Consider the following 25,586-nt stretch of genomic DNA (forward strand, 5'->3'; position numbering starts at 1 on the left):
CTACTCGTGGAGCCTGCTGCAGGGCGAGCGCATGACCGGGAATGACCCGGACAACGCGAAGCCCGGGTTCCCGTCAATTCCGGCGGTAAGCCCGGGCTCACTTCCTCTCCCCCTCGCAGGGGGCGGCGTCTGGAAGCATACCTGGGAAGACCGCTCCATATGTCACTGTGAGTGACGTTCATATAGCCTGATGCGGGCGACCGATTGTGCTCAGAGAAAATTGGCGTGCGCCCTGGGCGCGGCCGGGTGTTGCATGAACGGGATGATCGGCGAACCACTGGAACGACTGCGCGCCGCCGCCCGGCGCACGCGTGAACTCGCCCTCAAGCGGGTGAGCACCGGCCTGGGCCACGAGAACGCCGACGACGACGTCGGCACGATCGGCACGGACGGCGCCCTCGGATTCGATCCGTTTCCCCTGCTCGAAGCCCTGCATCGCCACGACGTCCGAGCCGTGGTGATCGGGCAGGTCGCCGGCATCATGCACGGGTCCGCCGAGCTGACCGGCGATCTGGACCTCCTCTGGGACGGCGAGCCGGTCCACGCCCCGGCCCTGGCGGCCGCCTTCATCTCCCTCGACGCCCGGCTCACCGACGAAACGGGCGTCCCCTTGGCGACTCGTCCGGAGGCTCTGCTCCGCCCCAAGGTGCAGTTCACCGCGCCCGGAGCGAGCGGCGACTGCTGCACTCCCGACCTCCCCTGGGGCGACCTGAATGTCCGGGAGATCCTCGGCAGGGCGGTCACCGCGTACGGCCCGGGCGGCCTGGAGGTTCACTACGTGTCCCGGGAAGACCTCATCCGGATGCGGCGGGCCCTGGGCCGCCCCAAGGACCTCCGGCGAGCGGACGAGCTCGACCGGCTCGCGTGAGACGAGCTGAGCGCGGCATGACCGCTCATCCCCCGAAGCCGGGGTCGGGGCGGAAAAGGGCTGGGCTGGGGCGACGTGAAGGTGATCTAGTGGAGTGGTGACGGGACTGTCGGAGGAGTGGGGCGGGACGGGCTGGGACAGTCAGGCGCGGTCGGTCGATGGGCGGTGGGTGGAGCGCCGTCCCAGGCGGCCGGAGGTCGCCGCGCGGCTGCTCATGGAGACCCGCCTGATGCCGTGGCTCGCACAACGGCTGCCGTTGCCCGTCCCGATCCCTCACGTGCTTCGACAGGAGCCGTTGGTCGTACGGCACGAGATGGTCGCCGGTGAGCCGCTCGCGGCCTTCGACGCCGCGGGCGGACGGACGCTGGGCGCGTTCCTGCGGGCTCTGCACGCGACCGGCCCGGCGCAGGCCGTACGGCGTGGCGCGCCGTCGGCACGGGAAGCGCTGCGGGATCGGGCGGCGACGCTGGAAGACTTCGGCATCCGCGTGATGCCGCTCCTGCCGGACGACCGGAGAGGGGCCGCCTGGGCCTTGCCGGATGCCGTGGCCGCGTCGCCTGCCGATGCCCTGGTCCACGGGGACCTGGGGCCCGAGCATGTGCTGGCGCGGAACGGCGTGGTGAGCGGCGTCATCGACTTCGGCGACGCGCACGTCGGCGATCCGGCGCTCGACCTGGCGTGGGCGCTCCACGGCGCCCCGCCGCTGTTCGCCCGGGCCGTCGCGGCGGAGTACGGCGCCGCGCCGGATCTCGTCGAACGGGCACTGCTGTGGCATCGGCTCGGCCCGTGGCACGAGGTCACGTACGGCCTCGACACCGGTGACCCGGACACGGTGCGCAGCGGGCTCGGGGGCGTCCTCGCCCGCCTTCCCCGTCGAGCCTGTGAGACCGCGTGACGGGTGGGAAAAGGCCCTATGGATGTGACCTTCGACTGGTATGTCCGTGGGGCCCGTCGCATAGCCTTTCCAGGGCGGGCCGTCGGGCCGCGCCTGGACAGGGGTGACTGCGCGAATGGCGATCGGGGTTTACGTCGCGGCCGGCGACGCGAGGAGCAACAAGGGCACGATCGCCCTCGGCATGATCGAACTACTGACCCGCCAGGTGGGCACTGTCGGCGTGTTCCGGCCGGTCGTCCGGTCGGGCCGCGAGGACAGCCTGGTCAACACCGCGCGCAGCCGCTTCGGGATCGGCCTGCCGTACGCCATGTGCACCGGCGTCACCTACGAGGAGGTGCACGCCGACGAGGAGCGCGCGGCGGGGGAGATCCTGGCCCGTTATCGGGCGCTCGCCGGGCGGTGCGACGCGGTCGTGGTGATCGGCACCGACTACACCGACGTGGGCGCGCCCACCGAGTTCGTGTTCAACGCCGAGCTCGCCGCCAACCTCGGCACGCCGGTGATGAACGTGGTCACCGGGCTCGACCGCACCCCCGACGAGATCGCCGCGGCGGTCGAGATGTCGCGCAAGGAGCTGGCCGAGCGGCACGCCACCGAGCTGGCCACGGTCGTCACGCGGGTCGCCCCCGGCCTGGTGGACGAGGTGGCCGCCCGCGTCCCCGCGTACGTCCTGCCGGAGGTGCGGCGGCTGTCCGCGCCGACGGTCAGCGACCTGATGGCCGCCTGCGACGGCGAGCTGTTCATGGGCGACGCCGACCAGCTCGGCCGGGAGACGGGCGGGCTGATGATCGGCGCGATGTCGCTGCCGAACATCCTGGAGCGCCTCACCGAGGGCCTGGCGGTCGTCGTCCCCGCCGACCGCGCCGCCGCGCTGGTGCCGGGGCTGCTGGCGGCGCACAAGGCCCCCACGTTCCCCGCCCTGTCGGCGATCATCCTCAACGGCGGGCTGGAGCTGCCGGACGCCGTCGTCCGCCTCCTGAAGGGCATGGACATCCGGCTGCCGATCATCACGACCGGCGGCGGCACGTTCGAGACCGCGACCAAGCTGTCGAAGGCCGAGGGCCGGTTCAGCCCGGACGCCAAGGGCAAGATCGACACCGCGCTCGGGGTCTTCGCCGAGCACGTCGACGGCGCGGCGCTGCTGCGCAGCCTGCAGGTCACCAAGGCCGCCGCGATCACCCCGCTCATGTTCGAGTACGACCTGCTGGACCGCGCCCGCGCCGACCGCAGGCACATCGTGCTGCCGGAGGGCACCGAGCCGCGGATCCTGCGCGCCGCCGACAGCCTGCTGCGCCGGGGGGTCGCCGAGCTGACCCTGCTGGGCGACGAGCGCGAGATCCGGCTGGCGGCGGCCACGATGGGCCTGGCCGTCGACGGCGCCCGCGTGGTCAGCCCGTTCGACCCCGAGCTGCGCGAGCTGTTCGCCGAGGAGTACGCCCGGCTGCGCGCGCACAAGGGCGTGACCGTCGGGCAGGCCCGCGACATCGTCACCGACGTCTCCTACTTCGGCACGATGATGGTCCACCTCGGGCTGGCCGACGGCATGGTCTCGGGCGCCGCCCACACCACCGCCCACACGATCAGGCCGTCGTTCGAGATCATCAAGACCTCGCCGGGCGTCGGCGTCGTGTCCAGCGTGTTCTTCATGTGCCTGGCCGACCGCGTTCTCGTGTACGGCGACTGCGCCGTGGTGCCCGATCCCACGGCCGCCCAGCTCGCCGACATCGCGATCTCGTCGGCCGCCACGGCCGCGAGGTTCGGGGTCGAGCCGCGCGTGGCCATGCTGTCGTACTCGACCGGCGAGTCCGGCGCGGGGCCCGAGGTGGACAAGGTGCGCGAGGCCACCGCGCGGGTGCGCGCGCTGCGGCCGGACCTGCCCGTCGAGGGTCCGATCCAGTACGACGCCGCGGCCGAGCCGAGCGTGGCGCGGACCAAGATGCCCGGCAGCGCGGTGGCCGGGCGGGCGACGGTGTTCGTGGTGCCCGACCTCAACACGGGCAACAACCTCTACAAGGCCGTGCAGCGCAGCGCCGGGGCGGTCGCGATCGGGCCGGTCCTGCAGGGCCTGCGCAAGCCGGTCAACGACCTGTCCCGCGGCGCGACCGTGGGCGACATCGTCAACACCGTCGCGATCACGGCCATCCAGGCGCAGGCGTACGGGGAGACACAATGAGCGCCCACGCGCGACGGGAAGAGCAATGAGCGCGCGGGCGCGGAGAAGGTGCAGGGTGAGCGCGCAGGCGCGGAGAAGGTGCAGGGTGAGCGCGCAGGCGCGGGAGGAGACACGGTGAGCGCGCAGGCGCGATGGGAGGCGGAGTGAGCGGGCAGGTCCTCGTCCTCAACACGGGGTCGTCGTCCATCAAATACCGCCTCATCGACATGGGGTCGCGGCGGGCCGTGGCCGGTGGGGTGATCGAGCGCATCGCCGAGGACGAGAGCGTGCTCACCCACGACGGCGTGCGGACCGAGCGCCGGGTGGCCGACCACGAGGAGGGGCTCAAGGCGGTGCTCGCGGCCTTCGCCGAGCACGGGCCGCCGCTCGACGGCGTGACCGCCGTGGGGCATCGGGTCGTCCACGGCGGCAGCCGGTTCGTCACGCCGGTGCTGATCGACGACGAGGTCGAGCGGGCCATCGAGGAGATGGCGCCGCTGGCGCCGCTGCACAACCCGGCCAACCTGGAGGGCATCCGGGTCGCCCGGCGGGCCTTTCCCGGCCTGCCGCACGTCGCCGTCTTCGACACCGCCTTCCACAGCACGATCCCGCCGTACGCGTACACCTATGCCGTCCCCCGCGAGTGGACCCGCAAGCTGGGGGTGCGCCGCTACGGCTTCCACGGCACCTCCACGGCGTACGTCTCCCGGAGGGCGGCGGCGCTGCTCGGCCGGCCGTACGACGAGGTGAACTCGATCGTGCTGCACCTCGGCAACGGCGCGAGCGCGACGGCGGTGCGCGGCGGGCGCAGCGTGGACACCTCGATGGGAATCACCCCGCTCGCCGGGCTGGTGATGGGCACCCGTTCCGGGGATGTCGACCCGGCTCTGGGGGCTTACCTCGGCCGGGTCGCGGGCATGGATCTCGCCAGTGTCGACGCGGCGCTCAACAAGGAGAGCGGCCTGCTCGGCATGTGCGGCGCCAACGACATGCGGGAGGTGTGGCGGCTGGCCGACTCGGGCGACGCGGACGCCCGGCTCGCGCTCGACGTCTACGGCTACCGCGTGCGGGCCTACATCGGGGCCTACTGTGCGGCGCTCGGCCACGTGGACGCCCTCGTTTTCACCGGCGGGGTGGGGGAGAACAGCCCCCGGGTCCGCGCGCTCGCGACGACCGGGCTCACCAGGCTCGGCATTGAGGTCGATCCCGATCGCAACACCGCCGAGTCGGCGGAGGCGAGGGTGGTCTCACCGGAGGGCGCCGAGGTGGCGGTGCTGGTGGTGCCCACCAACGAAGAACTGGAGATCGCCGAGCAGACCGCCGCCTGCCTCGGGGGCGCGTGAACCCGCCGATCGCCGCGGTCGCGCGCTGGTTATCGTTGGCAGCGAATGGGGGTGAGCCGTGTGGCGACGGCTGAGGACAGTCGTACGGGTGGACACGAGGAGACCGCCGATCGGCCGGGCAGACTCGACCGGATCCGCGCGACTCCCGCGGGCCGGCTGACGCTGCGGATCGTCGTCGGGGTGATCGGGACCGCGCTCGTGGTCACCGGTCTGATCATGGTGCCGTTCCCGGGGCCGGGCTGGCTGGTGGTCTTCGCCGGGCTCGCCGTGCTGGCCACGGAGTTCACCTGGGCGTCGCGGCTGCTGGCGTTCGCCAAGGACAAGGTCATGGCGGCGACCGGCTGGCTGAAGCGGCAGAACTGGTTCGTCCGCATCATCGCGGGCGCGCTCACGCTGCTCATCGCCGCGGCCATCGTCTGGGCGTCGATCCGGCTGACCTTCGGGATCGACCTGATCCACGAGGCCCGCGAGTTCCTGGTCCGGCCCCCGTTGTCGCTGTGATCGGTGCCGACCTCATCGGTGCCGGCCTGATCCACGAGGCTCGCGATCTTCCGGCCTGACCGTCAGGTGCGGGCCAGCCTGCGGATCGCGAGCTCGGTGAGCAGCGTCGCGCCGTCGGACAGGATGGCGTCGTCGAACTCCGCCTCCGCCGAGTGGTTGGCCGGGGCGGTGGCGAGATCGCGGCCGGGCGGGCAGGCGCCGACCACGAGGAACGCCCCCGGCACCCGCTCCAGCACGTACGAGAAGTCCTCCGAGCCGGTCGCCGGGGTGGGCAGCGGGAAGTAGCGGTCCTCACCGAGGGTCTCCCGCACCGTGTGGGCGGCGAACTCCGCCTCGGCGTCGTCGTTCACCGTCACCGGATAGCCGATGCCGAACGCGCACTCGACGGTGAGGCCGTGCGCCTCGCCGATGCCGCGGGCGAGCCTGACCAGGCCCTCCCTGACGCGGTCGCGCGCGCCGGCCGAGAAGGTGCGTACGGTGGCCTCGAAGACGGCCTCGTCCGGGATCACGTTGTCGGTGGTGCCGGCGTGGAAGCTGCCCACCGTCACCACGACCGGGTCGAACACGTCGTAGCCGCGGGTCACGTGGGTCTGCAGGGCCGTCACGATCTCGCAGGCGGCGGGGATCGGGTCGAGGGCGCGGTGCGGCGAGGACCCGTGGCCGCCTCTGCCGCGCACGGTCACGGTCAGCGTGTCGGCCGCGGCCAGCACGGGCCCGCCCCTGGTCAGGAACAGCCCGCGCGGGATCGTCGTGGCGAAGACGTGCATGCCGTACGCCGCGACGGCCCTGGCCCCGGCCGCGTCGAGCACGCCCTCCTCGATCATCAGCCGGGCGCCCTCGTCGCCCTCCTCGCCCGGCTGGAACATCAGCACCACGTCTCCGGCGAGGTCGGCGCGGCGCTCGGTGAGCAGGCGGGCGGCCCCCACCAGCATGGCCGTGTGCAGGTCGTGGCCGCAGGCGTGCATGCGGCCGTCGAACCGCGACCGGTAGGGCACGTCGGTCTTCTCCTGCACCGGCAGCGCGTCCATGTCGGCGCGCAGCAGTACGGCGGGGCCGGGGTGGCCGCCGCGCAGGACCGCGGTCACCGATGACAGACGCTGGCCGGTGGTGATCTCCAGGGGCAGGCCGTCGAGCGCCGCGAGCACCTTCTCCTGCGTGCGGGGCAGGTCGAGGCCGATCTCCGGCTCCCGGTGCAGCGCGCGGCGAAGCTCGACGAGGTCATCCTGAAGGGTCATGGCTCACCTTGGCGCGGAGCGGGCGGAAGGGCGGAGACGGAGGCCGTGAGGTCAGAGGTAGAGGCCGGTGCCGTGGTCGGTCTGCTGTGTCGCCACGGCGTGCAGGTCGCGCTCGCGCAGCACCAGGTAGAGCTGGCCCTGGACCTCGACCTCGTACTGGTCTTCAGGGTTGAACAGGACCTTGTCGCCGGCCTTGACCGACCTGACGTTGGCGCCCGCGCCGCACACCTCGCCCCAGACGAGCCGGTTGGCCATCTTGACCGTGGCCGGGATGACGATGCCCGCGCTGCTGCGCCGCTCCTCGGAGTCCCGCTGAACCCTGACCATCACGCGGTCGTGGAGCATCTGGATCTCGAACTTCGGGTCAGCCACGCTCGCAGTTTACGCGCAGCGGACCCGGGCGCCGTCATCGGAGGTGCACCCCCTGCGGGGGCTCAGCGGTGGCCCATGGCCAGCTTGTATCCCGTTCCCGAGTGGCGGTAGACGCCGCCCTTGCCCCACTTCAGCACCTGGAACCGTACGTGGACGGTGTTGGAGGCGACGCCCGTCAGGTCGGCCATCATCCTCTCGGACACGTCGACGATCGCCGGGATGTCGTGCTGGGCGACGGCCCACTCGGCCGGGCCGAAGTCGTCGACGACGCCGATCGCGCTCTTCTTCTTGTACGTGATCCGCACCCTGGTGCCGAGGGGCCAGTAGGGGCTGGCGATGGTCCGGTAGCGCATCGGCCTGCCCGACGCGGTCTGGGCGTCCCAGAAGGACGTGGCGGTGGCGACGCCGGAGGGCATGGAGGCGGCCTTCTTCGTCTTGGCGGGCGTCGTCTTCGGTTGCGCCGTCTTCGCTTGCGCCGTCTTGGCGGGCGCCGTCTTGGCGTACGCCGAGCGGAGGGCCGCGTTGAACGCCGCGCCCAGAAAGGCCAGGTTGCCGAGGACCGGGCGGGCGGCGTCCGCGGAGGCGGTGGGCACCGTCGGAGGGACCGGCGCGGGGGAGGGAGCCTGAGGGATCACCGAGGCGTCCGCGGCGGCGGCCGGGCAGGCGACGAAGGTGGTTCCGGTCATCGCCATGATGATCACCTGACGGGCTCGCATGCGCATGAGGTTCCTTTCGTCTCGATCGCGGGGCGGCCCTCGGGGGAGCGGGGCCTCGCGTCGCCGAGGAGGCCCGGCTGGCCGGCGGGCTCCGTACGCGCGCCCGCGCATGGCGGAGCAGCCCTCGGAAGGAGGGGGGAGGCTCCGGTAGCGGGGCCGCGCGTTCCCTGGGGAAGGGGATACGACGGTTTTGCGATGTACGGGATTTATAGGGGCAAAGGTGATGTGAGGCACGAGTATAAGGAAAGAGTGAGTAAAGTGGACAAATCGATCTAAAAGGCGCGTAGATCGTCCTTGACGTAGGGCCGTGCCGAGCGCTCTGATGGCACGATCGGTCAAAGCGGCGGCAAGGGGGCGGCATGGCGTTCGACGGCTTCACGTGGATCAACGAGCCCGCCGAATGGTCGCAGTCCGGGGACGGCCTGCGGGCCGTAGCGCGCGCCCAGACCGACCTGTGGCAGCAGACGCACTACGGCTACTCGTACGACACCGCCCACATGTTCGGCCGCCAGGTCGCCGGGGACGCGCGGCTGACCGTGACGTTCGAGGCCGGCTACGCCGAGCAGTACGACCAGGCCGGGGCCGTGCTGCGGATCGACGAGCAGAACTGGATCAAGGCGGGGGTCGAGTTCGTCGACGGCGGCCACCAGCTCAGCGTCGTCGTCACCCGCGGCTTCTCCGACTGGTCGGTCACGCCCGCGCCCGCCGGGCTCGTCTCCGCGACGTTCGACCTCGAACGAGCGGGCGACGCCGTGACCGTCCGATACGGCGTGAACGGCGCGGAGCCGGACCACCTGCTGCGCCTGGCCTACTTCCCGCCGGGCACGCCGGCCCTCGCCGGGGTCATGTGCGCCGCCCCGGTGGGCAAGGGCTTCGAGACCCGCTTCACCCGCGTGTCGCTCAGGTAGCCCCGAGGCCGCGGCGGCGTTCGCGATCGGGGTGTGGTGGTCCGGGGCGGAGCCGCGGTTCGCCTTCCCCCGTCCGAACGGGCCCGGGGCCTAAGTCGTGGTCGTGGGCAGCACCAGCTCGGCGAAGATCGCCCGGTGGTCGGTCGCCGGCAGCCGGTGGACGCCGAACGCCCGCACCGCGACGCGCGGGTCCACGAGCACGTGGTCGATGGTGACGGGCGGCACCGGCAGGCCGCCGAAGTCCGACGACCTCCGGTAGGGCCAGGTGCCGGCCAGGCCCTTGCCGGTCGCGTCGGCCGCGTCCCGGTAGCCCGCGTCGAGCAGGCGCCGGACCGGGGCGTGGTCGAGCGTCGCGTTGAAGTCGCCCGACAGGATCCGTACGGTCTCGCCCGGGGCGGGCAGCGAGGCGAGCGACCTCGACCAGCACCTGAACCGGGACGCATAGCGCGGCGCGCACGGGTGCACGGACACGATGGAGACGGGCCCGGCGCCGGGCACGTCGATGATCCCCGCCGCCTGCCGGCGGCCGTTCACCGTCGTGAGCTCCTCCGGCCGCAGGGGAAACCGGGTGAAGAGCCCGGAGCCGCTGGCGCCCTCCTCGGCCCGGTCGTCCCCGTACGGCAGGAGCGTGCGCAGGCCCGCCGCACGCAGGCCCGCCGACGCCTGCGGGGTCAGCTCCTGCAGCGTCAGGACGTCGGGGCGCAGCCGCCGCACGAGGTCTACGAGCGCGGCGGGCGGCACCGAGCCGTAGAGCAGGTTGGCCGACAGGATCCGCAGGGCCGGGCCGGCGTCCCCGGCCGCCCGCACGCCGGGGCCGGCCGAGGCGCGCGCGGACGCGTCCGACAGCGCGCGCGGCAGCACGCAGGCCGCGAGCGTCGCGGTGACCACGAGGCCCGCGACCAGCGCCGCCGGACGCCGCACGAGCAGCGCGACCAGTGGCGCGACGACCGAGGCGAGGGCGACGTACGGCGTGAACGCCACCAGCTGCACCCACCGGAAATGGACGTCGCCGGGCACGAGCCGCAGCACGGCCCACAGCGCGAACGGGGCGACCAATGGCCACGCGATCAGGCCGCGCCAGACCCCCGGGCGCCCCACCCAGCCGGCTGTCAGTCTCCCCATCCCGGACTCCTTCCCGAAAGATCCACCGTACGACGGACTGCACGTGCATTCCGGGGCTCCACGCCGGGCGGTGGCAGGCCGTACAGTCTCCGCCATGGATGTCGAAGCGAGAGTCCTGGACGCCGTCGACGAGGCGGAGACCGTGCGCCTGCTGGCCGACCTGGTGCGGGTGCCGAGCGTCACCGGCACCGACGCCGAGTCGGACCTGCAGGACAGATGTGCCCGCATGCTCACCGAATGGGGCCTCGACGTCGACATGTGGAAGCTCGACCTCGACGATCTCCGCTCCCGCGAGGGGTTCCCCGGCACGGAGGCGGAGCGCGCCGAGGGATACGGCGTCGTCGGCGTCACCGAGGGCGAGGGCACGCCCGCGCTGATCCTCCAGGGGCACGCCGACGTCGTGCCGATCGGCGACCCGGCCAAGTGGGAGGGGCAGGACCCCTTCGGCGCCCGCCTCACCGCGACCACCCTGCACGGCCGGGGCGCCTGCGACATGAAGGCCGGTCTGGCCGCCAACCTCGCCGTGGTGCGCGCGCTGCGTGCGACCGGGGTGCGGCTCGCGCGCCCCCTGGCCGTCCACTGCGTGGTCAGCGAGGAGGACGGCGGGCTCGGCGCGTTCGCCACCCTGGCCAGGGGCCACACCGGGGAGGCGGCCGTGATCACCGAGCCGACGAGCGGGAAGCTGATCACCGCCAACGCCGGGGCGCTGACCTTCCGCCTGGAGGTCGCCGGCCGGGCCGCGCACGGCGCCACCCGCTATGAGGGGGTCAACGCCGTCGAGGCGTTCATACCGGTGCTCCAGGCCGTCCGGCGGCTCGAACGCGAGCGCAACGCCGATCCCGATTCTCTGTTCGCGGGCAACCCGCTGCCGTACCCGATCGAGATCGGCACCGTGCGCGCGGGCGACTGGGCGAGCACGGTGCCCGACCTGCTCGTGGCCGAGGGACGGCTGGGCGTGCGGCTCGACGAGGACCCGGCCGCCGCCCGCGCCGCCCTGGAGCGCGCCCTCGCCGACCTGGACGACCCCTGGCTGCGGGACAACCCCGTGCGCGTCACCTGGCCGGGCGGGCAGTTCGCCAGCGGCCGGCTGCCTGAGGGACACCCGCTGGCGGAGGAGGCGGCCCGGGCGGTGGCCGACGTGACCGGGGCGCGGCCGGGCCGCACCGCCGCGCCGTACGGGAGCGACCTGCGCCTGTACGCGGCGGCGGGCGTGCCGACCCTGCACTACGGGCCGGGCGACGTGAGGTTCGCGCACGCCCCGCGGGAGCAGGTCGACCTGCGGGAGCTTCATGATGTCACCCGCGCTCTCGCCCTGCTGGTCCTGCGCCGCTGCGGCGTCCGCTGACCGTCGTCCGTCGTCCGCTGACCGTCGTTCGCTGACCGTCGTTCGCTGATGGTGAGTCAGCAGTCGGCGGTGACCGAGGCGATCTCGTTGAGCGGGAACTCCAGGTAGTCGCCGGCCTCCTCGCACCACGCGTCGAGCACGCCGCTGCGCAGCTCGCCGTGGCTGACCGTGGCGGTGACCCCGTCGGCCAGCGTGATCATGGCGCGGACGTCGCGGTCCACGACGAAGCCGAGCAGCGACTGCTGCGCCGCGGGCAGCCGGGTCGCCATGCGCCCGATGACGGCCCACGTCTGGCGGGGCTGCGCCGCCGCCGCCACCGGGCCGCCGCTGACCAGCAGCCGTCTGGCGTGCTCACGCGGGTCAGGTGGGGGCTCCAGCAGCGGTCCTGACGGTTCGAGCTCGGCGACCCGCCCGCCGGGCAGGAGGATCAGCCGCCCGCCCTGCGGCTCGCGCCGGACGGTGATCTCCCCGGTGTCGTCCACCGGCACCGGGGCGTAGCCCGCCTCCCTGAGCGCGGCCAGCGTGGCCGCGGCGGGCGTCGCGCCCGCGAGCACGGTCGGCGCCAGCAGCCGCAGGCCCAGCTTGGCCAGTTTGCGGTGCGCGGCGATCTCGGCGAGCAGCGCGGGGTCGGAGCCCTGGACGATGCAGCCGACCGACGACACCGTGACCTCGCCGTGCCGTCGCGCCACGTCCCTGATCAGGTAGGTCAGCGGCTGGGGGAGCGTGCCGGCCTCCGACAGGTCGGCGATGAGCGTGTCGGCCGTGTCCCCGCCGTCCAGGGCCCGCCGTACGCTCGCGGGGCTGAACCGCCAGACCGACGCCGTGCCCTGCGACTCGCGGTCGGCGGCGCGGTCGAGCAGCGCGGCGAGCTCGACCGACGGCGGGCCGGTGACCACGGCGGTGAGATCGGCGCCGAACAGGGCGGTGCGCTGGGCGCTCGCCATGGCGTGTGTGGCGGCCTTCGCCAGCGCGGGGTCGTGCTCGACCTCGGGCACGCATTCGCGCGTCTCGTCCCCGGCCACGGCCGCGAGCGGGGCCAGTGCCCGGCCCAGGGCGGTGAGCGTGTCGCAGGCCACGAGCCCCAGCAGGCGTGCCTCGTCGAGCACGGCCGCCGCGCAGCCGTCCAGCAGTTCGCGGTCGAGCAGCGGGGCGCGCCAGTGCACCCGCTGCACGAGCTCCGGCAGCGTCGCGAAGGCCCTGCCCTCCGGGATCTCGGCGAGCGCCGCGAACAGGGCCCACCGGATCCTGGCGATCGTCTCGCCGGCCGGGTCGTCGCCGAGCGCGGCGGGGTGGCGGCCGTCCACCCGGCGCAGCGACGAGCGCTCCATCCGCCACCACGCGGCCAGCAGGACGCGCAGCCGCATGGGCGCCTCCTCCAGCCGCCACGCGTCGTAGCGGGCGGCCGGCGTCAGCCCGCCCGCCTCCTCGTCGATCGCGATCAGCCGGGCGACCGCGCAGACCTCGAGCAGCAGCCGGGTCTCGTCCTCGGCGCAGCCGGTCTCCCTGGCCAGGCGCTTGATCTCCCGCACGCCGACCCCGCCGTTCTTGAGCAGCGGCAGCGGCGTCTTGTCGATGTTCTCCAGCAGCGCCGTGGCCCGGTCGAGCACGTGCGGCGCGGCCAGGCACATCGCGTGCTCGACGCCGTCGGCGTCCGCCTCGGCCGTGGCCAGGTCGGGCGGGTAGGGCGTGAACGGCCCGCGGTAGTCGGGCCCGCGCAGCGCGAGCGCGACCTCGCGGGGCATCTCCGCCAGGTCCCACTGGGTGCGGAAGAGCAGGCCGCGGTCGAGGGCCCACTTCTCCGGCGTGCCCGGGGTGATGAACCGGTTGCCGTTCACGCTGCGGACCGGGCCGTCCCAGGCGAAGTCGTCGAGCATGCCGAGCGTGCCGTCGGGGGCGTCGTCGAGCAGCGCGCCCAGGCGCTCGCAGTCGCCGAGCAGCGCGGTGATCCGGGCGATCACCTGGCGCCTGCCGCCGTGCGGGGACAGGTCGAGCACGCGGCACATGCGGCGCAGCGCGTCGGTGCTGAGCTTCCAGGAGTCGAGGTACGCGCCGAGCGGCTCGCCCAGGCCGCAGGGCGCGGTCCACCAGCGGGCGACGGCGTCGGCCACGGTGATCCTGCCGTCGCGGCCGGGCCAGGCGACGGCGTGGTCGTAGAGGTGGTCGAGCCAGGGGATCACCGCCGAGGTGCTCACCCCGAGGAACCGGGCCAGCTCGTCCTCCGTCGGACGGCCGCCGATGACCAGGCACGCCTGCAGGAGTTCGAGCGGGGGGAGGGGGAGGCCGCGCATGACCTCCATGACGGCGAAGGTGTCGGTCAGACGCTGCGCGAGAGCGTCCAGGCGCCGGGGCCACGGCGCGGCGATCGCGTCCGGCCGGTTGGCCAGCACGCGGGCGAGCCTGTCTTCGTCAAGACTGGTCAGCCAGCCGATTAGGTGATCGTCCATCGTAGATCTCTCGGGAGTCCCAGGAAGCCACCGTAGTGCAGATCACCGTCTTGCCGGGGTCCGTGGGCGAACAAAGAGCGCAAAGTCACGGATCCCGAGATCACGATATTTCTCCGCCGATCGCTGGGGAACGAGCACGCCGCCGGGCCGTCACAGCCCGCGCTCAGCCCATCATCGCGCGCCGCGCCCGGCCTCAGGGGCGGTTCCGGAGAATCCGGGCCGCCGGCCGGAGGGCGCTCCCATGCATTCCGGGCTGCACGGGAGCGCTCTTCGGCCGGCGGACCATGACCGGCGATAGGTAGAACTGGCGATCTGGTTAGGTTTTCCGGCACCCCCGGCGGGAGGGCCGGAACTCCCGCTCCGGCCGGCGCTCCTGGTCCGGCCGGTGCTTCTGGCCCGGGACGGCCGGGACCTACGGCGAAGCGCGTGGCCCCGCCGTCCGCCCGCGGGCCGGTGGTCAGGCCGCCAGTACGGCCCACACCGCCTTGCCCTGCGGGACGAGCGGGCACCATCCCCAGCACACGCTCAGCGATTCCACGATGTGCAGCCCGAGGCCGCCCGGCTCGAAGGGCGTGGGATCCCGCAGCACCGGCGCGGACGACCCGGGGTCGGTGATCGCGCAGGTCACGAGCCCTCCCCGCCGGATCAGCGACAGTCGCATGGCCTCTCGCACGCGGCCGTCGCCGAGCGTCATGCCGTGCCGCAGGGCGTTGGTGACCAGTTCCGAGACGACCAGTTCCATCCCGTCGAGCAGGTCGGCCAGCTGCCAGCCCGCGAGGGTCCCCGCGGCGAAGCTGCGCGCCGAGTGAACCGATTCCGCACGGGGTGGCAGGACGAAGGTGGCGCTGGCGGTGGCCGACCCGGGTTCGAGGAGATCGCGTGCCGGCTCCGGCCACCAGCCGATGGGAGGCCACCAGTCGAGCGCCGACCACTGGTTCTGGCCACGAGTCAGGTTCGTGGACTGCACGGGATCATGATGATGGACACTCCCGTGCATGTGCAAGAGCGAATGCACGTGCAAGCGTGTTGTGCACGCGCTACGGTTACCCCCGAACACCACTGGGACGAAGGGGGCGATCTTTGACAGACTGTGAACCAGTCCACAAAGCGGAGGAATAGCACGTGTCCATAGATCCGCCCGGATCCGGTTCCACCGTCCGGCGCATCATGCTCGGCGCGAGCCTGCGCCGGCTGCGTGAGCAACGGGGCTTGACCCGTGAGGTCGCCGGATTCCACATCCGTGCCTCGGAGTCGAAGATCAGCCGGATGGAGCTCGGCCGGGTCGGGTTCAAAACACGTGACGTCGAAGACCTCCTCACGCTGTACGGCGTCCACGACGACGCCGAGCGGCGTGGCCTGCTGGAGATGGTCCGCGAGGCGAACACGCCGGGGTGGTGGCACAAGTTCGGCGAGGTGCTGCCGAACTGGTTCGTCACCTACATCGGCCTGGAGGAGGCCGCCAGCGTGATCCGCACCTACGAGGTGCAGTTCGTGCCCGGCCTGCTGCAGACGGCGGAGTACGCCCGCTCGGTGATCATGCTCGGTTATCCGGACGCCACGGAGGACGAGCTCGAACAGCGCGTCCATCTGCGGCTGCAGCGGCAGGAACGGCTCACGCGCAAGGACGGCCCCCGGCTGTGGGCCGTCATCGACGAGGCGGCGCTCAGGCGGCCCATCGGAGGGAGTGCGACGATGCGGGAACAGCTCCAGCATCTGCTGGAGGTGTCCACGCTGCCGAACATCACCCTTCAGGTGATGCCCCTCCGCTATGGGATGCACGCGGCCGAGGGAGGCGCGTTCACCATCCTCCGCTTCCCGGAGTCCGACCTTTCGGACGTGGTCTACGTCGAGCAGCTCTGGGGTGCGCTCTACCTGGACAAACGTGAGGACATCGATCCCTACCTCACGGCCATGGAGCAGCTGTGCGTGGAGAGCACCACGCCCGGCGGCACTGCCGAGATCCTCGGCGAACTTCTCAGAGAGACATAAATGCACGCATATAACGGGATGCCCGCAACCGACATCGCCGGGGTCACCTGGCGGAAAAGCGCCCACAGCAACTCGACCGGCAACTGCGTGGAGCTGGCCGAGCTTCCCGACGGCAGCGTGGCCGTCCGGAACTCCCGCTATCCCGACGGGCCGGCCCTCATCTACACACGCGACGAGATACGAGCCCTGGTGCTCGGGGTCAAGGACGGCGAGTTCGACGGCCTCCTGGTGTGATCGACTGGTGTGACCGACTCGTGTGATCGACTGGTGTGATCGGAATGGTCCGACCGGCTCCGGGGACGGCCCCGCGTTCACCCGTGTCTCACGCGTGTAACGTCACGACGCGGGAGGCGTAACACGGATCCGGCAGAGTGGGTCCTCAAGAAAGCTCACAAGGGGGACCCAGTGCTGGACCAGATGACTCTCTACCCGGTGGCCGACGACGTGCTGTTCGCACCCGGAGGCCGCGTGGTGATCCGCACCTACGGAGTCGCCGCGCCGGCCGACCCGGCGAACGGGCAGCCGAGGTCGGTGGCCTACCGGACGTGGGTCACCGGGGTACGGGAGCAGCCCAGGTACTGGCGGTGGGGGCACTTCGAAGACGCCCGGCGCGGCCACCGCAAGGTCCTGGAATGGCTCACCGGCCGAGGTCCGCAGCCCCAGCAGGTCGCCCAGGTGGACGCTGCGTGACGCCCGGGTCCCGGGTGCGCGTGACTCGGGCCGTCGCGTCGTCAGGCCGGCACATTCCAGTGGAGCAGGACGGGCTCGTCGTGCTCGTGGCCGAGGACGGAGTACGTCCCGGTGTCGAGCCGGAAGAGCCTGCCGTGGTCGGCGGGCAGCGACAGCCAGCGGGCCGCCAGCACACGCAGCATGTGGGCGTGCGCGACGACCAGCACGTCCCCGTCCGCCGGGCGGATCCGGGCGAGCACCTTGTCCGCCCGTTCCCCGACGTGCTCCACGGTCTCGCCCGGGTGCGCCTCGTCTCCCGGGATCACGCCGTCGCGCCAGACGTACCAGCCGGGGCGTGACCGGCGGATCTCGGCGGTGGTGATGCCCTCGTAGCCGCCGTAGTCCCACTCCCACAGGTTCGGGTCCACCTCGTACCGCCCGGCGCCGGCCAGCTCGGCCGTACGGCGGGCCCGCTGTGCGGGACTGACGAGGACCAGCGCGAACGACCGGCCCGCCACCAGGCGGGACAGCGCCCGTGCCTGCTCCTCGCCGTGGGGTGTCAGCGGCAGGTCGGTGCGGCCCGTGTGCCGCCCGGCCCTGCTCCACTCGGTCTCGCCGTGCCTCAACAGGATGACGTTCATAGAGCGTCCATCTTGCCCGTACGTCCGATTTCACCCGCGACGGGCCCCCTTGACCACCCGCCCGCGGCCTGCAGTAGGGTCCCCGCGGGAAAGGGGGCGCCACATGGAGCCGGTGCGGGTGGGACTCGTCGGTGCGGGACCGTGGGCGGAGATGGTGCACGCGCCCGCTCTCGCGGCCGGGCCGCACACGACGCTGTCCGGAGTGTGGGCGCGCAGGCCCGAGGCGGCGCGAGCGCTGGCGGACGCCCACGGCGCGCCCGCCTTCGAGCGGCTGGAGGACCTGTTCGCGGCGTCGGAGGCGGTCGCCTTCTGCGTGCCGCCCACCGTGCAGGCCGAACTCGGCGTGCTCGCGGCCCGGGCGGGAAAGGCCCTGCTGCTGGAGAAGCCGCTCGCGGCCGACCTCGACGGCGCCCGGCGCCTCGCCGGGGCGATCGAGGAGGCGGGCGTCGCCTCCCAGATGCTCTTCACGTTCCGCTATTCGGCGGCGACGGCCGGCTTCCTGGAGCGGGCCCGGCGGATCGAGCCCTTCGGCGGGCACGCCGCGAACATCTCGGGAAGCCTGCGCGGCGGCCCCTTCGCCACCCCCTGGCGGCTGGAGCGCGGGGCGGTGCTCGACGTGGGCCCGCACACGATCGACCTGCTCGACGCCGCGCTGGGCCGCGTGGTCGGGGTCAAGGCCCACGGCGACCCGCTCGGCTGGGTCGGCCTGCTGCTGGAGCACGAGGGCGGCGCGGTCAGCGAGGCGTCGCTCAGCATGGCCGTCGAGGGGGAGACCCCGCCCAGCCGTGTCGACGTGTACGGCAGGCTCGGCACCGCCTCGCTGCTCGGCTCCGAGCTCGGCGACGTCTTCCCCGAGGTGGTGCGGCAGTTCGCGAGCACCGTGCGCGACGGCGGCGGGCATCCGCTCGACGCCCGCCACGGACTGCGCATGCAGGAGATCATCGACGACGTGGAGCGGCAGCTGCGGGCCGGCTGACCAGGGCGAGGCCCGCGCCTAGGGCGACGGAGGCGATCACCGGCGCGGGGCCGGGCGCGAACCCGGTGATGGTGAGCGTGAGCAGCGCGCCGCCCATGAGGGGTACGGCCACGGGCACGTGCCGGTGGGCGGCGGCGCCCGCGGGGTTCTCGAAGCGGCCGAGCAGCGCGGTGAGCCCGACCAGCACCAGCGCCAGGGCGGCCAGGCACGGCGGGGCGGCGCTCCACCAGGCCGCCGAGCCGGCGGTGGGCGTCAGCCCGAGCCCGATGACCGCCACACCGGCGACGGCGACGAGCGCGGTCATGTGCCACAGGTAGATCGTCATCATGTGCGGCGCGAGCGCGGTGAGCACCCTCTCGGCCACCGGCCGGGCGGCCAGCGCGTTCACGGCGGGGCGCAGCAGCATCGCCAGGCCGAGCTGACCGGCGAACAGTGCGAGCAGGCAGGCGCTCGGCGGGGCCATGTTCGAGATCATCCCCGGCATCCCGATCATGCTGGAGGGGTAGGGCCCGGTCGCCACCAGGGCCGCCACCATCGCGAACCCGGCCACCGCGAGCCCCGCGGCCCGCCGTCCCCTCAGCCGCTCCAGGCCGCCTTCGGCGTACCGGAACCCGACCTGGTGGACGGCCAGCCAGACGAAGGCGACGTTGAGATAACCGGCGGCCTCCAGGCCGGAGAACCGGACCACGTCCGTCAGCACCGCGCCGCCCGCCAGCACTGGCAGGACCACCCCGGCCCGCATCCGCAGCAGGCGCGGCGTGGTCACCACGGCCAGCAGGTAGACCGCCAGGAACCACAGGAGCTGCCCGACCGTCCGCGCGGCCACCTCCACCGGCTGCGCGGGCACGCCCAGGGCCGTCAGAAGGTGGGGGAGCGGCAGCCACACGACCGCCAGCGGCACCACCGGCCAGGCCAGGCGGCGTACCCGCCGCGCGGTCCACTCCCGGGCCGTCCCGCCCCGGCGAGCCGCGGACCGGAAGCTGATCGCGTTGGCCGCGCCCCCGGTGAAGAACACCAGTGGCATGACCTGCGAGATCCAGGTGACGTACGGGATCGCCGCCAGGGCGTTGCCGGTCGTGAGCCGCCCCTGGGCGTACGACAGGACCGGCATCGTCCAGTGCTGGACGACCACCAGGACCATCCCGAAGACGCGCAGGACGTCGATGAAGCGGTCGCGCGGCGCGGGTGCGGCCGGGGCCCGCTCGGCTGCGGGGGGAAGCATGGTCAGGGACACGAGAAGCCGCCTTCGCTGTTTCGGGGCCGCCGCGGGGGCGTTCCGCGGGCGGTGGGGGCTCGAAGCCTCGGTGGTTCGGGGTTGCGGTGGTTCGAGGTCGGGGTGGTTCGAGGTCGCGGTGGTTCGGGGGCTGCGGTGGCCCGGGGCCTGGGGCCCGGTCTTCGCGAGCGGTTCAAGCGTCCCGCCGCGCCCCCGCCCGGCGCAGCGACGCGGTCCCTACTTCCGATCATGGGAGGCCCCCTACCACCGGGGTAGGGCCGGCCCTACCAACCCCGCGTACGCCCAGGCCGACGGCCGCGCGCGTGGATCGCCGTCCGCCCGGGGCGGTGGGGTCCCGGGCCGGGGGTGGACGCCGCGTGAGGGATTGGTACCGTTGCGTCCGACGCGCGCCGCGTAGCGAAGTCCGGTGAGAATCCGGCGCTGTCCCGCAACTGTGGTTCCCCGCCCCCGGGGACGAGCCAGGTCGCCTGCGCTGCGCGCCGACGCTATCGACCCTCGTGGAAAAGGGTGATCCGTCGCTTCCAGCGGGTCCCTCGATTCCCGGCATTCCCCCTTATGGAGGACCTCGTGAGGCCCGTACGCACGGCCGTCGCGGGTGTGGTGCTGGGCGTGCTCGCTCTGGCCGGCTGCGGCCAGAGCGACGGCGCCGCCACGTCCGCTACCCCCACCCCCGCCGTCTCGGACGGCACCGGTCAGGCCGCATTCCCCGTCACCGTTCAGGCGGGCAACGGCGCGGTGACCATCGCCAAGAAGCCCGAGCACATCGTGTCGCTGTCCCCGACGGCCACCGAGATCCTGTTCGCGATCGGCGCGGGCGCGCAGGTGACGGCGGTGGACGACCAGTCGAACTACCCGCCCGAGGCGCCCAAGACCTCGCTGTCGGGGTTCAAGCCCAATGTCGAGGCGATCGTCGCCACCAAGCCCGACCTCGTGGTGCTCGCCAACGACCTGGAGGGCGTGGTCACCGGGCTCGGCAAGGTCGGCGTGCCGGTGCTGCTCGAACCCGCCGCGACCAAGCTCGACGACACCTACGACCAGATCCGGGACCTCGGCGCGGCCACCGGCAACGCGGCCAAGGCCGACGAGGTGGCGACCGGCGTCAAGCAGAAGATCGACGCCCTCGCGGCGGCGGCGCCGAAGGACAAGGAGCTGACGTACTACCACGAGCTGGACACCACGCCCTACGCGGCGACGTCGAGCACGTTCATCGGGCAGGTCTACAGCCTGTTCGGGCTGAAGAACATCGCCGACGAGGCGCCGGACGCGGCGGGCGGCTATCCCAAGCTGTCGGCGGAGTTCATCGCCAAGGCCGACCCCGACCTGATCTTCCTCGGTGACACGAAGTGCTGCGGGCAGGACGCCGCCGCGCTGGCCAAGCGGCCGGGCTGGTCCGGCCTGACCGCCGTGAAGAAGGGCCGCGTGGTGGGGCTGGACGACGACCTCGCCTCCCGCTGGGGGCCCCGGGTCGCCGACCTCGCCCAGGCCGTCAGCGACGCCGTGCAGAAGGCGGCGAGCTGAGCCGGTGACGACGCGGACGCCCCTGGCGGCGCGGCGCCTGGTGGTACGACGCCCGCTGACACGGCCTCTGGTGACACGGCCTCTGGTGACACGGCACGGTGGCATGGTGCCCGATGACACGGTGCTCGGTGGCGGGGCGCTCGGTGGCCTGGTGCCAGGTGACGTGGTGAGGCCGGTGGTGGCGTCATGACCCCGGCCCGGCCGCGCGGCCGGGCGCTGCTCGTCGCGTCCGTCGTGCTGGCGGCCAGTCTCGCCCTCGGCCTGATGGCGGGCGCGGCGGGCATCTCGCCCCGCGCCATCGCGCTCGCACTGCTCGACCGGCTGCCGCTGGTGTCCGTGCACTCGGGCCTGTCGCCGGTCGAGGAGGGGCTGCTGTTCCAGCTCCGGGTGCCGCGGGTGCTGCTCGCGGCCGTCGTGGGCGGGCTGCTCGCCACGGCCGGGGCCGGCTACCAGGGCGTGTTCCGCAACCCGCTGGCCGATCCCTACCTGCTCGGGGCGGCGGCCGGTGCCGGCCTCACGGTGACGCTCGTCGTGGTCTTCCTGGGCGGCGACACCGGCGTGACCGCGGTGCCGATCGCCGCCTTCGCCGGGGCCGTCGGCGGGGTGTTCCTCGCGTACGCGCTGGGCCACACGGCGGGCCGGGGCGGCGGCACCGCGACGCTGGTGCTCGCCGGTGTCGCGGTCACCTCGTTCCTCACCGCCATCCAGACCTTCGTGCAGCAGCTCAAGGTGGAGGAACTGCAGCGGATCTACTCCTGGATCCTCGGCGACGTCGGCGGCGGCTGGGACCAGCTCCGCATGATCGCGCCGTACGCCGCGGTGTCCACCATCGGCATGCTGCTGCACGGGCGGCTGCTCGACGTGCTGTCGGTGGGCGACGAGGAAGCGGTGAGTCTCGGCCTGCGCGCGGCGCGGGTGCGCTTCGTCGTGCTGCTGGCCGCCTCGCTCGCCACCGCGTCGGCCGTGGCGGTCAGCGGGCTGATCGCGTTCGTCGGGATCGTGGTGCCCCACGTGGTCCGGCGGCTCGCCGGCTGGTCCTACCGGATCGTGCTGCCGGTGTCGTTCCTCGGCGGCGCGGCGTTCCTCGTGCTGGCCGACACGATCGCGCGTACGGTGCTCGCGCCGGCCGAGCTGCCGATCGGGGTCGTCACGGCGTTCGTGGGGGCGCCGTTCTTCGTCACCATCCTGCGCGTGACCCGGCGGGTGGGGACGTGAGCGGGCGGGCCGCACCGGCCGTCGAGGCGCGCGGCGTGGGCGTCACGCTGGGCGGGCGGCGGGTGCTCACGGACGTCACGCTGTCGGCCGCGCCCGGCCAGTGGCTGGCGATCATCGGGCCGAACGGCGCGGGCAAGTCCACGCTCCTGCGGGCCGTCGCCGGGCTGGTGCCGAGGGAGGGCGAGGTGCTCGTCGAGGGGACGGCCGTCGACGACCTGCGCCCGCGCCGCCGGGCACGGCTGATCGCCTACGCGCCGCAGAGCCCGGCGCTGCCGCCCGACATGACGGTCTACGACTACGCGCTGCTCGGCCGCACGCCGTACATCGCCTATCTCGGCAGCGAGAGCGCGCGGGACCGCGAGGTGACGCGGTCGGTGCTGGAACGGCTCGACCTGGACGGCTTCGCGTCGCGGCCGCTCGGGCACCTGTCCGGCGGCGAGCGTCAGCGCGTCGTGCTCGCCAGGGCGCTGGTGCAGCAGGCGCCGGTGCTGCTGCTCGACGAGCCGACCACGGCGCTCGACCTGGGCCACCAGCAGCAGGTGCTCGAACTCGTCGACCGGCTGCGCCTGGCCGACGACCTCACCGTCGTGACGACGCTGCACGACCTCAGCCTCGCCGGGCAGTACGCCGACGTGCTCGTGCTGCTCGCCGCAGGGCGGGCGGTCGCGGCCGGGCCGCCCGGACAGGTGCTGGCCGAGCCGCTGCTGACCGAGCACTTCGGCGCCCGCGTGCGGGTGGAGCCCGGCCCCGAGGGCCGCCCCGTCGTCCACCTGGTGCGCCCGTCGGTCTCCTCGATGGCGGAGGAGGCATGACGGGCCTCCTCCGGCCGTCCCTGACGCACCGTACGGAGGACGGCCAGCGGCTGGGCACGCTGCTGTGGCGGTTCGGGCCCGGCTGGCGGATGATCTCCTCGGCGATGCTGGGCGGCGGCATCGGTCCCCGGGAGTGGGTGCTGAACGCGCAGGTGGCCGCGGGTTACTCACGCATGGACCCGGTCGAGCACATGGACGCGCTCGGGCCCGGCGGCCCCGGGGTCGGCATGATGACGGCGGCGCTGGTGGAGCGGTACGTCACGGCGGCCGACGGGGGAGCGGAGGCCGTCGCCACGGTCGGCCTGGGCGTGCCGACCTGGGCGGCCGCGCCCGAGGGCGTGCCCGACCCCGGCCTGCCCGCCGCCCCTGCCGCCCCCGAGCCCGCTTCGGCGTCCGCGCAGGAGCCCGTCGGTCCGGCCGCATCCGGTCCCGCGCGCGAGCCGGTCGGCACGGGCGATGCCGGGATGCCGGCAACCGGTGGGCGGGCGCCGCGGCCGGGGACGATCAACATCCTGGTGGCCGTGCCGGTCGCGTTCTCCGACCCCGCGCTGGTCAACGCCGTCATGACGGTCACCGAGGCGAAGACGCAGGCGCTGCTTGAGGCGGGCTTCCCCTGCACCGGGACCGCGTCGGACGCCGTGTGCGTCGCCGCGCGGGAGGACGGCCCGGCGGAGGAGTTCGGCGGCCCGCGCTCCGTCTGGGGCGCGCGGATCGCCCGTGCGGTCCACCGGGCCGTCCTCGACGGCGCACGCGACTGGCGCACCCGGCGGGGCTAGGACGTGAACGCGATGCTGTTCACCATGTGGTCGATGTTCGACTGGTTGAACTTGCCCGGCGGGCAGAAGAACGTGATCAGGACGGTCGTGCCCGTGTCGCCCTGCCGTACGACGTAGGCGATGAACTCGAGCCGTCCGGCCTGCTGGGGGTCGCTGAGCACGCCCTCGATGCGGAACGCGGGTTTGGCCCCGACCGTCGTGGGCGTCGGCACACCGAAGTAGGTGGTCACGCCGGGCAGCGCCGGGCCCAGGCTCTCCTGGAGCTCCATCGGCGAGTCGGATGTACTCAGGGTGTTGCTGACCTGGGCGAACACCCCGGCGGCCCGATCAGGCTGGTCCTTGATGATGGCGTTCACCTTCGACCAGTCGGTGTTGCCCGGCACCGCGAACAGCGCGTTGAACTCGTCCACCGCGGGGGAGGCGATCATCCACTGGTCGGCGTTCGTCTTGGCCTCGCCCCACGACGAGGGGTAGGACATGGTGAACGGCGCCGCCGTGCTGCCCGGGTAGGTGTTCCACGTAGCGGCGGTGTCCCCGCCCTTGGTCAGCAGCAGCGCCGCGGCGACGGCGATGGACACCAGGATCGCCAGGCCGCCGATCAGCGGCCCGAGCGGCAGCCCGCGCCGCTGGCCCTGCGCGCCCGCCGACGCGACCGTCGCCTGCGCGTTCGGCGACCCGGGAGGGTACGACCCGTGACCCTGCACATGGCCCATGGCACCGGTCGGATGGCTCACCGGCGGGTGGGACGACGCCGTGGGCGCCGAGTAGGAGGGATGGGTGACGGGCGGCCTGGTGCCGGGAGGGAACGAGGTGGGCGTGCCCGGCGGATAGGACCCCTGCGACCGCGCCCCGGCCGGTCCCTGCGCGGCCGGAGAGCCGTGGGAGACCGGAGACCCCGGAGAGGCGTGGGAGACCGGCGGGTACGAGGGCACCGGGGGATGGGACGGGGTGACCGGGGGATACGACGGGGAGGCCGCCGGGTCGCCCGCGCCGCCGCTGATCGCGTCGCGCAGCGCGGACACGAACGCCTGGCAGGTCTCGAACCGCTCGGCCGGCGACTTGGCCAGCGCCCGCGTGAGCACGGCGTTCACGGCGTGCGGCAGGTCCGGCCGGTACGGCGTGAGCGGCGGCGGGTCGTGGGACACGTGGGCGTAGAGCAGCGCCAGCTCGGTGTCCCGCTGGAACGGCGGTTGCCCGGCCAGCGCCTCGTACACGACGCAGGCGAACGCGTACAAATCGCTCCGGCCGTCGACCGGCAGGCCCCGGATCTGCTCCGGGGCGACGTAGCGCGGAGTGCCCATGAAGTGACCATGGCTGGTCAGCCCGGCCTCGGCCGAGGAGCTCTTGGTGAGCCCGAAGTCGGTCAGATAGACGTGGTCGGCCTGCGTGACCAGGATGTTGGCCGGTTTCACGTCGCGGTGCACGAGGCCGTGGGCGTGCGCGGCGTCCAGCGCGGAGGCGATCTGCACGAACAGCGGGTTGGCCCGGCCGACCGGCAGCGGGCCCTCCGACTGCACGAGCTTGCGCAGGTCGCTGCCCTCGACGTAGCGCATGGCGATGAACAGCAGATCGTCGCGCTCGCCGGCCTCGTACACCGGGATGATGTTGGGGTGGTCGATGCTCGCCACCATCCGCGACTCGCGTACGAACCGGTCGCGGAACCGGTCGTCGTGCGCGAGCTGCGGTGCGAGCACCTTCAGCGCCACGGCCCGCCCGAGCCGCTGGTCGCGGGCCCGGTAGACCGTCGCCATGCCACCACGTCCGACGACCGCCTCGACCGTGTAGTCGCCGAGCTGCCGCCCGACGAGCGGCGGCATCACGGGCCCCTCGGTCATACGGTCTCCCCCTTGAACGT

The 25,586-nt window shown here is 73.2% G+C and carries 24 protein-coding genes and 1 riboswitch; of the genes, 15 read left to right on the top strand and 9 right to left on the bottom strand.

Annotation, left to right across the window (positions count from 1 at the left end; translation table 11 throughout):
- Positions 1–253 precede the first annotated feature (253 nt).
- The 5 genes from OHB01_RS22800 to OHB01_RS22820 all read left to right on the top strand — a co-directional run bounded on the left by OHB01_RS22800 (position 254) and on the right by OHB01_RS22820 (position 5,759).
- Positions 254–868 carry a hypothetical protein gene (locus tag OHB01_RS22800; RefSeq protein ID WP_142644796.1) on the top strand — a complete coding sequence of 205 codons (615 nt, stop codon included), beginning with the start codon at positions 254–256 and terminating at the stop codon, positions 866–868.
- A 97-nt stretch (positions 869–965) separates the two neighbouring features.
- Complete coding sequence (locus OHB01_RS22805; RefSeq protein WP_328853955.1) at positions 966–1,763, top strand: phosphotransferase; 798 nt, start codon at positions 966–968, stop codon at positions 1,761–1,763.
- Positions 1,764–1,878: 115 nt separating this feature from the next.
- The gene (pta, locus tag OHB01_RS22810; RefSeq protein ID WP_328709591.1) at positions 1,879–3,936 is read left to right on the top strand and encodes a phosphate acetyltransferase; all 2,058 of its coding nucleotides are present in this window, start codon (positions 1,879–1,881) and stop codon (positions 3,934–3,936) included.
- Positions 3,937–4,079: 143 nt separating this feature from the next.
- Positions 4,080–5,258 (top strand): acetate kinase, encoded by a 1,179-nt coding sequence (locus OHB01_RS22815; RefSeq protein WP_328853956.1) that lies wholly within the window; start codon positions 4,080–4,082, stop codon positions 5,256–5,258.
- Between the two features lie 60 nt (positions 5,259–5,318).
- Positions 5,319–5,759 carry a TIGR02611 family protein gene (locus OHB01_RS22820; protein ID WP_260616987.1) on the top strand — a complete coding sequence of 147 codons (441 nt, stop codon included), beginning with the start codon at positions 5,319–5,321 and terminating at the stop codon, positions 5,757–5,759.
- 62 nt (positions 5,760–5,821) lie between these two features.
- Here the strand turns inward: OHB01_RS22820 and OHB01_RS22825 are convergent, their stop codons facing one another.
- From OHB01_RS22825 to OHB01_RS22835, 3 genes are all read right to left on the bottom strand, one after another.
- On the bottom strand, positions 5,822–6,994 hold the full coding sequence (locus OHB01_RS22825; protein WP_142644800.1) for a M20 metallopeptidase family protein: 1,173 nt from the start codon (positions 6,992–6,994) through the stop codon (positions 5,822–5,824).
- A 51-nt stretch (positions 6,995–7,045) separates the two neighbouring features.
- Positions 7,046–7,366, bottom strand: a complete 321-nt coding sequence (locus OHB01_RS22830) for a GroES family chaperonin (RefSeq protein WP_142644801.1) — start codon at positions 7,364–7,366, stop codon at positions 7,046–7,048.
- Between the two features lie 62 nt (positions 7,367–7,428).
- Positions 7,429–8,082, bottom strand: coding sequence for a hypothetical protein (locus OHB01_RS22835; RefSeq protein WP_328853957.1), 654 nt, complete (start codon positions 8,080–8,082; stop codon positions 7,429–7,431).
- A gap of 359 nt (positions 8,083–8,441) precedes the next feature.
- Between OHB01_RS22835 and OHB01_RS22840 the strand changes: the two genes are divergently transcribed.
- Positions 8,442–8,990: a DUF1349 domain-containing protein gene (locus OHB01_RS22840; protein ID WP_328853958.1), complete on the top strand. Its 549-nt coding sequence runs from the start codon at positions 8,442–8,444 to the stop codon at positions 8,988–8,990.
- A gap of 90 nt (positions 8,991–9,080) precedes the next feature.
- Here OHB01_RS22840 and OHB01_RS22845 read toward each other — a convergent pair whose 3' ends face one another.
- On the bottom strand, positions 9,081–10,112 hold the full coding sequence (locus OHB01_RS22845) for an endonuclease/exonuclease/phosphatase family protein (protein ID WP_222709389.1): 1,032 nt from the start codon (positions 10,110–10,112) through the stop codon (positions 9,081–9,083).
- Between the two features lie 94 nt (positions 10,113–10,206).
- On the opposite strand from OHB01_RS22845, the gene OHB01_RS22850 reads away from it, so the two are divergent.
- The gene (locus OHB01_RS22850; RefSeq protein ID WP_147942269.1) at positions 10,207–11,457 is read left to right on the top strand and encodes an ArgE/DapE family deacylase; all 1,251 of its coding nucleotides are present in this window, start codon (positions 10,207–10,209) and stop codon (positions 11,455–11,457) included.
- A 56-nt stretch (positions 11,458–11,513) separates the two neighbouring features.
- Here OHB01_RS22850 and OHB01_RS22855 read toward each other — a convergent pair whose 3' ends face one another.
- Positions 11,514–13,901 carry a helicase-associated domain-containing protein gene (locus OHB01_RS22855; protein WP_147942268.1) on the bottom strand — a complete coding sequence of 796 codons (2,388 nt, stop codon included), beginning with the start codon at positions 13,899–13,901 and terminating at the stop codon, positions 11,514–11,516.
- 457 nt (positions 13,902–14,358) lie between these two features.
- Positions 14,359–14,868 carry an ATP-binding protein gene (locus OHB01_RS22860; RefSeq protein WP_260616989.1) on the bottom strand — a complete coding sequence of 170 codons (510 nt, stop codon included), beginning with the start codon at positions 14,866–14,868 and terminating at the stop codon, positions 14,359–14,361.
- A gap of 200 nt (positions 14,869–15,068) precedes the next feature.
- Between OHB01_RS22860 and OHB01_RS22865 the strand changes: the two genes are divergently transcribed.
- The 3 genes from OHB01_RS22865 (at position 15,069) to OHB01_RS22875 (ending at position 16,580) form a co-directional block, all read left to right on the top strand.
- Positions 15,069–15,890: a helix-turn-helix domain-containing protein gene (locus OHB01_RS22865; protein ID WP_142645196.1), complete on the top strand. Its 822-nt coding sequence runs from the start codon at positions 15,069–15,071 to the stop codon at positions 15,888–15,890.
- Complete coding sequence (locus OHB01_RS22870; protein ID WP_030508262.1) at positions 15,891–16,124, top strand: DUF397 domain-containing protein; 234 nt, start codon at positions 15,891–15,893, stop codon at positions 16,122–16,124. It begins immediately after the preceding gene.
- A 171-nt stretch (positions 16,125–16,295) separates the two neighbouring features.
- Positions 16,296–16,580: a hypothetical protein gene (locus OHB01_RS22875; RefSeq protein WP_142644806.1), complete on the top strand. Its 285-nt coding sequence runs from the start codon at positions 16,296–16,298 to the stop codon at positions 16,578–16,580.
- Positions 16,581–16,621: 41 nt separating this feature from the next.
- Here OHB01_RS22875 and OHB01_RS22880 read toward each other — a convergent pair whose 3' ends face one another.
- A complete protein-coding gene (locus tag OHB01_RS22880) occupies positions 16,622–17,200 on the bottom strand; it encodes a histidine phosphatase family protein (protein WP_142644807.1) in 579 nt (192 codons plus the stop codon).
- 103 nt (positions 17,201–17,303) lie between these two features.
- On the opposite strand from OHB01_RS22880, the gene OHB01_RS22885 reads away from it, so the two are divergent.
- Positions 17,304–18,176: a Gfo/Idh/MocA family protein gene (locus OHB01_RS22885; RefSeq protein WP_142644808.1), complete on the top strand. Its 873-nt coding sequence runs from the start codon at positions 17,304–17,306 to the stop codon at positions 18,174–18,176.
- On the opposite strand, the gene OHB01_RS22890 is transcribed toward OHB01_RS22885, so the two are convergent.
- Entirely contained in the window at positions 18,139–19,410 is a 1,272-nt protein-coding gene (locus OHB01_RS22890; RefSeq protein WP_328853959.1) for an acyltransferase, read from the bottom strand. The genes OHB01_RS22885 and OHB01_RS22890 overlap by 38 nt on opposite strands.
- A 353-nt stretch (positions 19,411–19,763) precedes the next feature.
- Positions 19,764–19,900, top strand: a riboswitch (cobalamin riboswitch).
- Positions 19,901–19,977: 77 nt separating this feature from the next.
- On the opposite strand from OHB01_RS22890, the gene OHB01_RS22895 reads away from it, so the two are divergent.
- From OHB01_RS22895 to OHB01_RS22910, 4 genes are all read left to right on the top strand, one after another.
- Positions 19,978–20,928 (top strand): ABC transporter substrate-binding protein, encoded by a 951-nt coding sequence (locus OHB01_RS22895; protein WP_142644809.1) that lies wholly within the window; start codon positions 19,978–19,980, stop codon positions 20,926–20,928.
- Between the two features lie 186 nt (positions 20,929–21,114).
- The gene (locus OHB01_RS22900; protein ID WP_328709596.1) at positions 21,115–22,143 is read left to right on the top strand and encodes an iron ABC transporter permease; all 1,029 of its coding nucleotides are present in this window, start codon (positions 21,115–21,117) and stop codon (positions 22,141–22,143) included.
- Positions 22,140–22,955: an ABC transporter ATP-binding protein gene (locus tag OHB01_RS22905; protein WP_142644811.1), complete on the top strand. Its 816-nt coding sequence runs from the start codon at positions 22,140–22,142 to the stop codon at positions 22,953–22,955. The genes OHB01_RS22900 and OHB01_RS22905 overlap by 4 nt, the downstream gene beginning before the upstream one ends.
- Positions 22,952–23,731 carry an adenosylcobinamide amidohydrolase gene (locus OHB01_RS22910; RefSeq protein WP_142644812.1) on the top strand — a complete coding sequence of 260 codons (780 nt, stop codon included), beginning with the start codon at positions 22,952–22,954 and terminating at the stop codon, positions 23,729–23,731. Before OHB01_RS22905 ends, OHB01_RS22910 begins: the two co-directional genes overlap by 4 nt.
- Here the strand turns inward: OHB01_RS22910 and OHB01_RS22915 are convergent.
- On the bottom strand, positions 23,728–25,566 hold the full coding sequence (locus OHB01_RS22915) for a serine/threonine-protein kinase (protein ID WP_328853960.1): 1,839 nt from the start codon (positions 25,564–25,566) through the stop codon (positions 23,728–23,730). The two genes, OHB01_RS22910 and OHB01_RS22915, sit on opposite strands and share 4 nt — an antisense overlap.
- Positions 25,567–25,586 lie beyond the last annotated feature (20 nt).

It is taken from the genome of Microbispora hainanensis (assembly GCF_036186745.1).
Taxonomy (GTDB): Bacteria; Actinomycetota; Actinomycetes; order Streptosporangiales; family Streptosporangiaceae; genus Microbispora.

Coding starts and splice junctions, on each gene's coding strand:
- OHB01_RS22800 (WP_142644796.1), top strand. CDS start 254: ATGAACGGGATGATCGGCGAACCACTGGAACGACTGCGCGCCGCCGCC.
- pta (WP_328709591.1), top strand. CDS start 1,879: ATGGCGATCGGGGTTTACGTCGCGGCCGGCGACGCGAGGAGCAACAAG.
- OHB01_RS22825 (WP_142644800.1), bottom strand. CDS start 6,994: ATGACCCTTCAGGATGACCTCGTCGAGCTTCGCCGCGCGCTGCACCGG.
- OHB01_RS22835 (WP_328853957.1), bottom strand. CDS start 8,082: ATGCGAGCCCGTCAGGTGATCATCATGGCGATGACCGGAACCACCTTC.
- OHB01_RS22840 (WP_328853958.1), top strand. CDS start 8,442: ATGGCGTTCGACGGCTTCACGTGGATCAACGAGCCCGCCGAATGGTCG.
- OHB01_RS22845 (WP_222709389.1), bottom strand. CDS start 10,112: ATGGGGAGACTGACAGCCGGCTGGGTGGGGCGCCCGGGGGTCTGGCGC.
- OHB01_RS22850 (WP_147942269.1), top strand. CDS start 10,207: ATGGATGTCGAAGCGAGAGTCCTGGACGCCGTCGACGAGGCGGAGACC.
- OHB01_RS22855 (WP_147942268.1), bottom strand. CDS start 13,901: ATGGACGATCACCTAATCGGCTGGCTGACCAGTCTTGACGAAGACAGG.
- OHB01_RS22865 (WP_142645196.1), top strand. CDS start 15,069: ATGCTCGGCGCGAGCCTGCGCCGGCTGCGTGAGCAACGGGGCTTGACC.
- OHB01_RS22870 (WP_030508262.1), top strand. CDS start 15,891: ATGCACGCATATAACGGGATGCCCGCAACCGACATCGCCGGGGTCACC.
- OHB01_RS22880 (WP_142644807.1), bottom strand. CDS start 17,200: ATGAACGTCATCCTGTTGAGGCACGGCGAGACCGAGTGGAGCAGGGCC.
- OHB01_RS22885 (WP_142644808.1), top strand. CDS start 17,304: ATGGAGCCGGTGCGGGTGGGACTCGTCGGTGCGGGACCGTGGGCGGAG.
- OHB01_RS22900 (WP_328709596.1), top strand. CDS start 21,115: ATGACCCCGGCCCGGCCGCGCGGCCGGGCGCTGCTCGTCGCGTCCGTC.
- OHB01_RS22910 (WP_142644812.1), top strand. CDS start 22,952: ATGACGGGCCTCCTCCGGCCGTCCCTGACGCACCGTACGGAGGACGGC.
- OHB01_RS22915 (WP_328853960.1), bottom strand. CDS start 25,566: ATGACCGAGGGGCCCGTGATGCCGCCGCTCGTCGGGCGGCAGCTCGGC.